Origin of the sequence: Paenibacillus residui (genome assembly GCF_042677205.1) — a bacterium.
GTDB lineage: Bacteria > Bacillota > Bacilli > Paenibacillales > NBRC-103111 > Paenibacillus_L > Paenibacillus_L residui.
Map to the genome: position 1 here is coordinate 37,496 of NZ_JBHTIU010000013.1, position 12,619 is coordinate 50,114.

Sequence of the window (12,619 nt, forward strand, 5' to 3'; positions counted from 1 at the left end):
AAAGCACCCGTCTCCCAATATACGTAAACTCATGCCGAGACTGTGGGCATGAGCTTTTTTCCTTTGGCGTTAGAGGAATTCGTTAATCGTTAAGGGAAATCGTTGAAGGAACCGTCAATGTTTTACATAAATTAAACACTTGTTTATAATGATTTATAGTTAAATATTAGGTAAATTTTTAAACACGGAGAGCATCCATTTATTGGGTTCTTCCCATTCCGGTTTAAAGGTTGAGCTTAGGAGATCGAGTCATTTGCCTATTAGCCGAAACAGAGTCCAAGCATGGAAAACCATTGTCATCGTAATCCTATTTCTGGCTATCCTTATTGGTGCGCGTTTATTCTGGATAGCGATGTTTTATCATGCGGATCAGCCGCATGCCGTGAACGGCCGGCTCGACTTGCGCGGCTGGGATGCCGAGGAAGGCCAGACGATTAAGCTGGACGGAGAGTGGGAATTTTATCCTCATGCAATGTTGGCGGATCAACCGGGGGTACCCCTTGGAGTCGAACCCCATATACTTTCGGTACCGGGAAAATGGAATGATTCCATGCAGCCGGAAGGGAGCACTCCCTATGGCTATGGCTCGTATCGTCTGCAAATTCTCGTAAATCCGGAAGATGAATACACCTATACCATCCGTATTCCAAGCGTTAGAAGCTCGTCGGCCTTGTATGTCAATGGGCGGCTGCTGGCCCAATCCGGGGTGCCCGCCGCGGAGGAGAAGGAGTATGTGGCGAGGAATGTTCCTTATTCCGCCTCCTTCTCCACGAATGGCAGTGAAGTGATCGACATTGTTATACAAGCGGCAAATTATAAGGATTCCCGTGGCAGCGGGATCATCCGCTCGATCAAGTTCGGTACGGAAGCGGCAATGGCACGCGAGACGCAGCTATCGATCAACATGCAGCTAATCTTTGCCGTCGTATTTCTTGTACAGGCTGCTTTCGGGATTATATTGTACATTCTGAGTTCCAAGGATAAGCAACCGCTATATTTTTCCCAGACCCTTATTAGCGCGGTACTGACGATTTTATCGGGAAGCGAAGACAAATTATTGCAGTACTGGTTCCCGATGAGTTACGATTGGAGCTTTAAATTTGTAGCGCTGGCCCTTATCGGTCTTACCGTTGCTTTGATGCTATATGTGAAGCCGCAGCTTCCTGTCATTATGCGAATCATCGTACCTGGATATACGGTCCTGTGCGCGATTGCCGCATTGCTGGTCGTTCTTATGCCCGGCTGCAGCTCCGAAGCTTTTCCATGCGAACGATAGCAACGGGAGTGTTGGACATGCTTCATTTCATGACAGAAGGGAAGCGGGTGCGCCTGGTCAATCGTATTCCGGAACAATTTCCGCATGTGTATGCGGATGAAAACCGGGTCATCCAAATCGTATACAATCTGCTTCACAATGCGGTCAAATTTACTAACGAAGGTGAAATTGCGATTCGGGGAGTAGTAAAAGACGGAAGGGCGCATATTGCGATTACGGATACGGGTATCGGGATGGATGAGGACACGCTGCGATATATCTTTGAGCCTTATGAGCAGGGCGACCCCGGAAAGACGATGGTTGAGGGAGGCTTTGGCCTCGGGCTTAGCATTTGCAAACAGCTGGTAGAATTGCACGGAGGAACGCTAAAGGTTAGTTCTGCACCCGGACAAGGCTCGAAATTCGTCTTCAGCTTGCAGATTTCCGACTCCGCCGCAGCACAAGAAGAATCGAAGACGGGAGTCCTTAAATCGATTGATGACGCTAGAACGGTATTGGCCGCTGCTTCCGAGGCCGGCTCGATCTCCTCGCTGCAACCAGGGCAGGAAAATCAGTCTGATCCATCCCGAATATTAGTCGTAGACGACGATCCGGTTAACCTGAACGTGATCTATAATATTCTTTCATCGGAAGGATTCGATATTACGGCGGTAACGAGCGGTTCGGAAGCGCTCAGTATGCTGGATACCAAGGAATGGGATTTAGTCATTTCCGACGTCATGATGCCTAATATGTCCGGGTATGAGCTGGCGCGCAGCATCCGCGAGCGTTATCCGGTCACGGAGCTTCCCATTCTGCTCCTTACGGCCAGGAACCGGCCCGAAGATATCGCAAACGGCTTTCTGTCCGGTGCCAACGACTACGTGACGAAGCCGGCAGATGCGTTGGAATTAAGGTCCAGGGTACATGCGTTAACCGAGGTAAGAAAGTCGGTGCGGGACCGGCTGCGAATGGAGGCAGCATGGCTTCAGGCGCAAATTCAGCCCCATTTCTTATTCAATACATTGAACGCTGTAACGGCTCTAAGTGAAATCGATCTGGGGAAAATGCGCGATCTGATTGATGAGCTGGGCAATTTTTTGCGAAATAAATTTCAGTTTCAATACAAGGATGAGCTTGCCCCGGTAGAAGATGAGCTGAATATCGTCCGATCCTATCTCTATATTGAACAGGTGAGATATGATGACAGGCTGCGCGTCGCTTGGGAGATCGGAGAATGCAAGGATTTGAAAATCCCGCTGCTAACTATCCAGCCCCTGGTCGAAAATGCAATAAAACACGGCATCATGAAGCGTTCCCGTGGAGGAAATATTGTTATTCGGATTTCTCACTTCGATACTTATGCAGAAATATCGGTGGAGGACGATGGTGTCGGGATGGATGAAGCCCGATTGCAGCAAATACTGGACAGAAAACCGGACAGCAAGTCGGGAGTCGGTTTGATTAATACGGATCGAAGACTAAAACGGTACTTTGGCAAGGGACTTCAAATAGAAAGCATGCCAGGCGTTGGAACTAAGGTATTCTTTATTGTTCATACGAAGAAATAAGCTGGTAGGACGGCAATTCCCGTGGTCCGGTGGGGGATTGTGTCCTTTTAGCAAAAAAGGATTGACGTTATTCGCAGTGTGCTGATACAATGTGGTCAATCCCGACTGGGAGCGCTCTCAGTCGATAATATATCGGAGGTTTCAATGAATCAGCTTGTTCAGTTGCTGCAACAAAAGACAGCGTTGATCGTCAGTCTCCCCGCAAATTCCTTGGAATTGTTCCAAGCGGCAGCGGAAGGTGGAGCGGATGCTATCAAGATTCACTTCAACATTGAGCATCGTGCCAGCGGAACGTCGTTTGGTCCGACAACGGAATATACGGATTTGTTATCGAACATGCGCGGGATGTTCGCCGGATCGATCGGGGCTGTGGCAGGGGACTCGCCTCAGAAAGTAACGAAGGAAGAAGTGGACCGGCTGGTTTCCTTCGGAGTCGATTTTATTTCCTTGTATTCCCGGCATGCGCCTGGTTGGATGCTTAGCGACAAGAGGATTGACAAGATGCTGGCAGTAGGCGCCGATTATAGAGAAAGCACTGTCACCGCATTACGGTCCCTGCCGATCGAGATGCTGGAGGCCTCTATTATTCCACCTCAGGAATATGGCGATCCTTTATCCATCGACGATTTGCTGAATTACCGCTGGCTTGTGGAAAATTCAGGGAAGCCGGTTATCGTTCCAAGTCAACGGAACCTTCAGGTCGAGGAGCTGGAGGCCCTTCAACTTACCGGGGTGAGGGGAATCATGATTGGAGCGATTGTGACCGGAACCGATGCGAGTTCGATCTATGAAGCGACGAGAAGATTCCGGAGCGAATTGGACCGCTTGACTGAATAATTGGACGGTTGGTATAAGAGAGACGGAGGTTCCGAATAAATGGCATCGCAAGCCAAGTAATGAACGCAGGATCGGAGCGTGGAGTTATGAGACATCGTATTGCGCTTGTTCCGCTGGATAGCCGGCCGTGCTGTCAGTGGTTCCCGCGAAAAATTGCAGAGATCGCCGACGTGGATCTGCATATGCCACCAATCGAAATGCTTGGAAAGTTCATGACCCCCGGACACTGTGAGAGCATTCATGGTTGGCTGCTCGAGGCGGCAGATTCGGTCGATGGTTTGGTTGTAGCTGCCGACCAGCTCGCCTTCGGCGGCCTGATTGCTTCGCGCACTAACGAACGGGCTTTGGAGCAGGCCCGGGAAACGCTGGAGGCATTACGTGCCGTTAAGGCAAAGTACCCAAGCAAGCCTCTATTTGTCTCGAGTGTACTCATGCGTATTACAATAACAGGAAGGAATGCCGAATACGTAAAATATAAACACCTTGTGCAGCGGTATTCGGAGCTGTCCGACCGGCATTTGCGGTTAAAGGAGCCGGGTCTTGAGCAAGAGATATTGCATGTCAAGGCTCAGATTCCGAATGAAATTTTGCTGGATTTCTTCCAGGCGCGAGAACGAAATATGTGCATCCACAAGCTGCTGATTGATTGGACGGCAGAAGGCATCATCGATTATTTAAGCATCACACAGGAGGATGCCAGCCCTGTAGGCGTTCACATTAAGGAGCAGTGGGAACTGCAGCGTTACATCTACGACCGACATGTTCAGGCCAAGACGATGATATATCCCGGCGCGGACGAAGGAACCCAAACCTTGCTCGCCCGTATGGTGCAGAGGTTAAACAGACGCAAGGCGAAAGTGTTTCCGAGATTTACATCCGAGGCGGGCAAGCAGGTCATTCCGGAATTCGAAGATCGTCCTCTGGAAGAAACGGTCAAGGCGCATCTGCTGGCAGCGGGCGCGGTAATCGTAGATTCGCCGCTGGAGGCGGATTTGATATTAGCGGTGAACTCCCCATTTAATAATATTCACAATGGTGGGAGCGAGACGGAGCCGGTGAATGCTTTATTCAATCCGCGACATCTGATCACCGATCTGGCGGAGAATGCCCGATACCACTTAGAGCAAGGGCGGCGAGTGGCGATTGCGGATGTGGCTCTGCCCAACGCTTCTGACATTGAGCTGGTCCGTTACTTGCTCGATGAGCGCCTCTTCACCCGGCTGTCCGGCTATGCCGGCTGGAATACGGCGGGCAACAGCCTTGGTACGTGTATTTCCCACGCTATTGCCCGCACGATGTATGAGCTGCAGAGACCAGGAGGAGTGCCGACTCTACCGGCGAATGAGATGGGGGATAATGCGAGCAGGCCTGAGAAGGCGCATTACTCGTTCCTGGTATCCCGGCTTATGGATGAATGGGGCTATCAGGCACAAATACGCGGGGAAGCAAACCGATGGATCGAAGCGAATCTGTCGGTCAGTCCTTGGGATCTGGAGACAGAATACGATCAGGTAAACGCCAGGATCATTCAACGGATAAAGGAGCTGTTTGAGGCAACGAAGCCGCTGATTTGTGCCGGAGATCGTGGAGTGGGGGAGATCCCGGCAGCTATCCGGGACGCTGAACTCGTCCTTGTGCAATTGCCCTGGAACCGAACGTTCGAGCTGGATGTCCGTGTAGACGTAGAGCTAGTAAAGTGAGAAGCAACTCCCCGATTGAATTTCGTTTAATACATTTGAATTTATTGAACACTTAACCGCCTATTGGCGGTTTTTTTGCATAGCGGGAGAGTCTGCTGCTGCAAAGAGCGAAATTATCCCATCTTTCCGTTGATTTTGCTTGCGGCGTCGTTTAAACTTCATAGAAAGCGACCTCTTAGATGGGCATTTTTAGTAGGGTATCCGCGTCATCCCTTGTCCTTCTGAGGCGCTTTTTTCATTTTGGCAAGCCATTTATCCGTGAAATTTCCTTCAGGGAGGGTTTATATGAAAACCACAATCTATATGGTAAGACATGCGAAAGCCCCGTATATTTTCGGACAGGAGCAAACGAGAGGGTTGTCTGAGGAAGGTCTGGCCGCCGCACGCAAAGTAGCCGACATTTTAGCAGAAGTGGAAGTTGATTATATTATTTCAAGCAATTATAGGAGAGCCGTGCAGACGGTTCAAAATTTGGCCGAGAGAAAAGGGCTTCCCGTTATCGAATTTGACCAATTAAGAGAAAGAGCCATTATTGGGCTGGAATATGAGGCGGAGTGGGAAGATTTGTTGAAGGCGATTGAAAAATCATTCGCTGATCCGGATTTTGCCCTGGAAGGCGGAGAATCGACGAGGGAAGCTCAACAACGAGCCATTCCGGTCATCGAGGAGCTCCTTAATGATCACCGCGGCCAAAATATTGTGGTCGGTACTCATGGAAACATCATGACAATCATAATGAACTATTATAATAAAGAGTTTGGCTTTGATTTTTGGAGAAGCATTTCGATGCCGGACATCTATAAGCTGACCTTCACCGGTAACCGGTTGGAAAGCGTCGAGAGAGTATGGGAAGTGATATGAAATCGGATTAACCAGTCGTGATGCTTTAATCGCAAGAGGCAAGGAGGATTTAGGTGAAAATTAGACCATATCAACCCAAGGATCAGGAAGCTGTCCAAAAGCTGCATTGGGCAGGACTTGATCAATTCAATGCAAGGATGGACGGGCCCGATATAGATCAAGATTTGGAAAACATCGAGCAGATCTACATAAACAACAACGGGGACTTTATTGTGGGACTGATAGATGACCGAGTGGTAAGCATGGCGGCTTTTCGCAAAATGACGGAAACGGTCGCAGAAATCAAGAGGATTCGGGTCGATCAGCCATTTCAGAAAAAAGGGCTTGGGCAGCAGATTTTATCTGCACTGGAAAAATCGGCCGAGGAAAAGGGCTATCGGAAGCTTAGATTGGACACGACAAGCAGCCAGCAGCCGGCCCAAAAATTGTTTGAAAGAAACGGTTATCAGGTGACAGGACGAAAATTGTGGAATGATCTGGAAATCATATTTTATGAAAAGGACATTTCCCCGATCATGTGACCATCCTTTACACTAAACTATTAACGCATTTCGGGGAGAGAGGGTTCTAATGTTTGAATTTAATAATAGAAAGAATATCGTTCTAATAGGTATGACAGCCTGTGGGAAAAGCACCATTGGAGCTTTGATTGCCAAAGAACTGGATATGACATTTATTGATACAGACCTTACCATACAACAAAAATACGGTAAGCCATTGTGGCAATTACTTGAGGATGTCGGAAGTAAACAATTTATTATTAAAGAATCCAAAGTGATTTGCTCGCTTGATTGCACAAATTGTTGTATAGCAACGGGTGGGAGCGCTGTCTATTCCGATGAAGCTATGAACTTTTTAAAGCAGATAGCAGTTATAGTATATATTAATCTTTCATATCCGAACGTAGAAAAACGATTTGCCGATATAGATATAAAAAGCCGCGGGATAGTTATGGATAAAGGGACAACATTGTTTGATGTATATAATGAAAGAAAAATATTATACAGCAAATATGCCGATTACACGATCGAGGCCGATGATAAGTCTATCGAAGACTTGGTAGCACAAATCATTAGCTTATTTTCTAAAGAAAGCAAATGCATTTAAGAAAAATGGGTTGCCTCATCTCATCCCAAGATTTCAAATGTTCCCCTGACCCGCTTATTCGTATCGAATCAATCTCGCGTTTTGAGCCGGACCGCTCACTTAATCTTGCTATTCTCAAGCTTCTGACTGTTATCCCCTTCGCTCAGACAGATAATTACCGGATCTTATCTTCTGAGTCGGTCAACATTTTTATAATGGAATGACATTTATTTAGATGGGCATGTCCGGAATAAGTCCACTACAGAGTGTAGGACAGTTTACATAAGTTCGTTGAGAGATATCCGTATAAAAACACGGGTTGATCAAAAATAGGGACGTTTGGTTACCCCGCAGGGCAGACTTCTGACTATAGGGGATAGCAGTCAAAAAGGGAGAAGTAAAGGAAGGCAGCCTTCCGGGAGGAACTGAGTATAAGGGATACCAGTCAAAAGAACATAGAAAGAGGATTGAACCGCCAGATGAAACTGAGTGAAGGGGATAGTAGTCCAAAGGGACGTAGAAAAGAAGCAAATCGGTTCCAAAGACCTGCACATTAGCAGGTCTTTGTCTTTTGGAAACGTATTAAAGGAGCGATTCGGCAAATTGCGATTGATACAGTTTGGCATACAGGCCCCCCAGCTTCGGCAAATGCTCGTAAGTTCCCTTGCTTCACGATTTGGACGGATCGATCCAGCGTGGGGGCTTAGTACAAAAATATGTTACATCATTAGTTATCGAATTTATGGAATTTGCCGAAGGGGCCGCAGAAACGATCATCTGCATTGACTGGGCCTGCATGCGGAGCTAGAATGCTGTTAGCATCCATGCTCGGGTGCAGAAAGGATGATAGCATTGAATATGCTGCAAGATAATGTATTAACCGTCTGTCTGGGGTCGACAGGGCGTTCGGCGCCGGCGATGTTTTTGGAGCGGGGAGCCATTCTGTTCGGATGCGACATCCATCCTATCGGCATCAACCCGGCCATCGGGGTGCATCTATGATACCGCTCTCAACCGCATCCGTCTCGATTGACTGCCGTCATTCCGGAGGCAATATTCGTGTTCTGTCTATTGAAGATGATCTTGTGTTGCTGGAGCAGGATTTAAGGGATTCTTCAAACTGGTGGTTTTATTGGAATTTTTCTGCTATCGCTTCGAGCGGGAAGACGATAAGATTTCAATTTGTGAACGGGGAGGTGGTCGGGCCCTGGGGTCCTGCCGTTAGCTTAGACGGAGTTAATTGGCGATGGCTGGGCGAAGAGTCTCTCTTATCGAGGGAAGCCTTTACTTACACCTTTCGGCATGGAGGTGAGAAAGCGTATTTTTGCTTTTGCATCCCTTATCAGCTGTACCATTTCGAACGTTACTATGCCCGCATTGCCGGCCGCAAGGAAGTGAATCGGGGAGTGCTGACGCATTCTGAACAGCTGCGGCCGATTCCAATATTAACGCTGGGCAACCGCAATGCGGATCGGCATATTTTCTTCACGGCAAGGCATCATGCATGCGAATCGGCTCCTTCCTATATGCTGGAAGGTTTATTCGATTCCCTTCTTGCGTCTGATTCATCTCCGGTGTTGGAACGATTTCTGCTTCATTATATTCCGTTCATGGACATAGATGGAGTCGAGAACGGCGACCAAGGCAAAGCAAGGATTCCCCATGATCACAATCGAGATTATATAGTGGAGCCCATTTACCGTTCAACCGGAGCATTAATGAACTACGCGGAAGGACTAAAGACTGCCGTAACTATCGATTGTCATAGTCCGTATAAGTGGGGAGATCGGAACGACGTCCCTTTCTTTGTCAAGCGAGACTCGCCGGTCAAGGAGCGAATCGAAGCGCTCAGCGGATTATTGGAACAGGCAAGCGGCGAACGCCGCGACAAGGACGCCATCAGGCATTCATCCGCCCATAACATAAGCATGGGAGAAGACTGGAATCTGCCGGGCAGCACAACATGCGCTAACTTTTTCGAAGGAACGGGGGCCTCCTTGGCCTGCAGCTTTGAATTTCCTTACTTCGGAAGCGGCCAGACCGCCGCTACCCCGGATAACAGCCGAAGATTCGGACAAGATTTTGCATATGCTCTCGAGCAATTCATCCTGACGATGTGAAGAAGTTCATAATTTTGTTCTATATCGATCAAAACAATGTTAATAAAATACGTATGCACGGAATGATACAATTAAATTGAAAAATAGGACATAGGAGGGGGGGGGGATGGATTCCAGTGCATCACATCATAAGTAATGGATTGAAAGCGATATCATAAATGAGATGCCGCTTCGTGGACAGGATCGCTATCCAACCATTTGGAAAGAGAGGCCAGAGTAATGAGTTACTATCTCATTGACGTTAACGAATGGGGGATCAGTAATGATGGAACGAATCCGCTTGAAACGACACAAGGAATCAATAACGCTCTGCAATGGGCATATCAGAACGGGTATTCCTATGTAAAGCTGCCGGAAGGCGTATACACCGTATCGAAGGGATCGGCTTCCAAGGATTACAGTGAAAACGCGTGTATCCTGCTGCAAAACGATACTACTCTGGATTTGTACGGTTGTGTCATTCAGAAAGAGGCCAATGGCTGGGATTACTATGCTGCTATAAGTATTGTGGAAAAAAGAAACGTTACGATCCTCGGTGGAAAAATAGTCGGCGATCATCTTGCCCATGATTATGCCACATTGGCAAACTCCATTCACGAAGGTTGTATCGGAATCATCGTAGAGCGCGGATCGCGAAATATTACGTTAAATGGCGTAGAAGTCATGAATTTCCCCGGATATTGCGTAAGTCTGTCAGGGACGTATAGTCAACTGGTTGTAACGACTTCCCCGGATTGGGAAGCGGGCACATTTGATCCGGTCACCGGTACCGACGTTGCAAATGCAGACTACATGAGAATGAAAGAAATGATTACGTTAGCTTCATTGGCCACTTCATCAGGCGGAAGACCAAACACTTCGACGAATGGAGGATATTTCTGTATTTGGGGAAATGGATACGGAGCGTACGGTACGCGATACGATGGCAAACCGGTCAATCTGAGCAAGACCATCTTTGAACTTTACTGTTATGATGATGATATGGTGTATAAAGGCAGAATCTTAAAGCGCGGCTTCGACGATATTCATCTGGATGTGCTGCCGGAAGGTACAACTCAGTTTAAACTTTCATTACCTTATGATCTGTCTCAAATCATTCCCAGCACGATTTATATTACGATCAACGCTTTCCAATATTCACGCGGCATTCGTTTGCTCAACTGCAATATCCACGATTCTTTTTCTCTTGGAGCAGCCATAACGGGTGCGCAGCAAGTAGTCATCGAAAACTGTGAATTTTACCGGATGGGCCATTCGACTCCAGTGGCGGGCAGACGACTATATCCGTTTCCTATGGGGATTGATATCGAGGACGGAACGAATATCAACCAGCATATCATCATCCGAAACAATATATTCCGGGACAATGAAAGTCTTCATATAAGTATTGTGCATGGAAGAAATATTCTGATTGAAAACAACAAGTTCGACTCCGTGACGAATGGCTTAAGCGGCGGTGTTGTTTTCCAAGGTTCCAGGGGCACGAATATAGTATCCCAATATAATCAATACAATTGCGTAGTTGGTACGGGACAAGGAGCGAGCGGTTCCGTATACTTCAAACAGGACACTTTCTTAAACGCAACGATGTCCATTAACTATGAGTCCGTTTACGAAGGATGCATGTTTGAGGACGTTTCCTTCCTCCTGATGATGAAAGCGCATCCGGATTTTTCCGCAGGAACGAATTATGCCGGCAGTGTCGGCACTGCCGTACTTCCTTCCGTCAAGAATGCCGCTTGGTTAAACAATCCGTTGTATCACGTCCTTATTACTCCGGGCGCCCTTCCGTGGTCCTCCGGCACCTCATATACGGTCGGAAAACAAGTTACTCATGCGGGGAAGGTCTATCGGTGTACTCAGGCAGGGAGCGGCAAGGCTGCGAATGCGCCGACTCATGCAAATGGCGATCATACATACGCAGACGGCTATACGTGGTCTTTTGCAGGCGCCATGATCGAGCCGGCATGGGCAACAATCCCCGGAGGCTATACGACAGAAATAACAGGTAGTATATGGCAGGCGTTCGCATATGATGCTCCCTACGACACAGTTACCTTCAGCCATTGCAAATTCAATTATAACAAAAAGGAAGCTGCAAGAGGTTGGTTGAATCGCAGGGGACTCGCCGAGTTTAAAAATTGTAAATTTACATTAAACACCTCTTCCAGGTTGTTCAGTGATAATTCCCAAGGCTGGGATTTGATCGGGAAGAACGCCTTGATCTTTCGGGATTGCGACTTTCGGTTCATTAACTCTTCTGCCAAACTTGGAGAACTGTCCTTGAACCGACTATCTATTGTCGGGTGCGGTTTGTATGGCGACAAGGACGGATGGGCATCAGCAGGATTCTGGAAGGTTAATGACGCGCTTGTACAGAACTGTATCCTTCATAATTTTGACATGAAGCTATCTGGACTTCCGAACTCATTTACCAAAACCGCCCGGATCAAAAATAACCGGATCGTTCTGAATAAAGAAAAACGAGTCTTTGGTGCGAATAACGAAGGAATTTACCTAACCAATTTCGAGAACGTGCTCATTGAAGGAAATAAGGTGTCTATGCAGCATCCGGCGCAGCTCAACAGACCGTTCACGATATATGCCGAAAAGCTTCTAAAAATAACCGATAATTATCTTGAATCAAGTTATAGCGGCAACAAAATCGAGCTGTTCGGCGCGTTTAGAAATAATGTATACACTGCAAAGGTGCCGAAATTAACAGCATATATCGGTGAGAACCTCGTTCATCAGATGACTGTTCAGCAGGATAGCACATTCACTGCTCAGCTATTGAAATTACTTGGCGATATTTCCACAGATATCAACGCGGCTTCGGTCGGAACGGGCGATCGGATGGCCGGAATCCCGACCTCCGGGGCATATACCGTAGGGCAAATCCTATATCATGCCGCTCCTGCCCCGGGCGGATATATCGGATGGGTTTGTACAACGACGGGAATTGCAAATGATACGGAATGGACATCCGGCAGTCAGTATACAATCAACACCTTGGTCAATGCTGCGGGCAACGTCTACAAATGCACGGCTGCAGGCCAATCTGGCAGTTCGAATCAACCGGCAGGAACTGCGGCGACCGAGAAATCGTATCCGGATGGGTACTCATGGCTATATATCGGAGCGTTGGCTGTCTTCAGGCCTTTCGGCTCCATTCAATAACCATTAGGA

Annotated in this window: 10 protein-coding genes; all 10 read left to right on the forward strand. The window is 47.7% G+C overall.

Annotation, left to right across the window (positions count from 1 at the left end; translation table 11 throughout):
* Positions 1-253: 253 nt before the first annotated feature.
* A complete protein-coding gene (locus ACFQ03_RS04980) occupies positions 254-1,276 on the forward strand; it encodes a hypothetical protein (RefSeq protein ID WP_379286501.1) in 1,023 nt (340 codons plus the stop codon).
* An 8-nt stretch (positions 1,277-1,284) separates the two neighbouring features.
* Entirely contained in the window at positions 1,285-2,826 is a 1,542-nt protein-coding gene (locus ACFQ03_RS04985) for an ATP-binding protein (RefSeq protein WP_379286550.1), read from the forward strand.
* 144 nt (positions 2,827-2,970) lie between these two features.
* Complete coding sequence (locus ACFQ03_RS04990) at positions 2,971-3,663, forward strand: hypothetical protein (RefSeq protein WP_144939161.1); 693 nt, start codon at positions 2,971-2,973, stop codon at positions 3,661-3,663.
* Between the two features lie 86 nt (positions 3,664-3,749).
* On the forward strand, positions 3,750-5,363 hold the full coding sequence (locus tag ACFQ03_RS04995; protein WP_379286503.1) for a DUF4127 family protein: 1,614 nt from the start codon (positions 3,750-3,752) through the stop codon (positions 5,361-5,363).
* A 285-nt stretch (positions 5,364-5,648) separates the two neighbouring features.
* Positions 5,649-6,224, forward strand: a complete 576-nt coding sequence (locus ACFQ03_RS05000; RefSeq protein WP_144939157.1) for a histidine phosphatase family protein — start codon at positions 5,649-5,651, stop codon at positions 6,222-6,224.
* Between the two features lie 53 nt (positions 6,225-6,277).
* Positions 6,278-6,745: a GNAT family N-acetyltransferase gene (locus tag ACFQ03_RS05005; protein WP_144939155.1), complete on the forward strand. Its 468-nt coding sequence runs from the start codon at positions 6,278-6,280 to the stop codon at positions 6,743-6,745.
* Positions 6,746-6,794: 49 nt separating this feature from the next.
* Positions 6,795-7,331: a shikimate kinase gene (locus ACFQ03_RS05010; RefSeq protein WP_379286506.1), complete on the forward strand. Its 537-nt coding sequence runs from the start codon at positions 6,795-6,797 to the stop codon at positions 7,329-7,331.
* A gap of 831 nt (positions 7,332-8,162) precedes the next feature.
* Positions 8,163-8,312: a hypothetical protein gene (locus tag ACFQ03_RS05015; RefSeq protein ID WP_379286508.1), complete on the forward strand. Its 150-nt coding sequence runs from the start codon at positions 8,163-8,165 to the stop codon at positions 8,310-8,312.
* Positions 8,309-9,430: a hypothetical protein gene (locus tag ACFQ03_RS05020; protein WP_379286510.1), complete on the forward strand. Its 1,122-nt coding sequence runs from the start codon at positions 8,309-8,311 to the stop codon at positions 9,428-9,430. Before ACFQ03_RS05015 ends, ACFQ03_RS05020 begins: the two co-directional genes overlap by 4 nt.
* Before the next feature lie 219 nt (positions 9,431-9,649).
* Entirely contained in the window at positions 9,650-12,610 is a 2,961-nt protein-coding gene (locus tag ACFQ03_RS05025) for a right-handed parallel beta-helix repeat-containing protein (RefSeq protein ID WP_379286512.1), read from the forward strand.
* Positions 12,611-12,619: the final 9 nt, after the last annotated feature.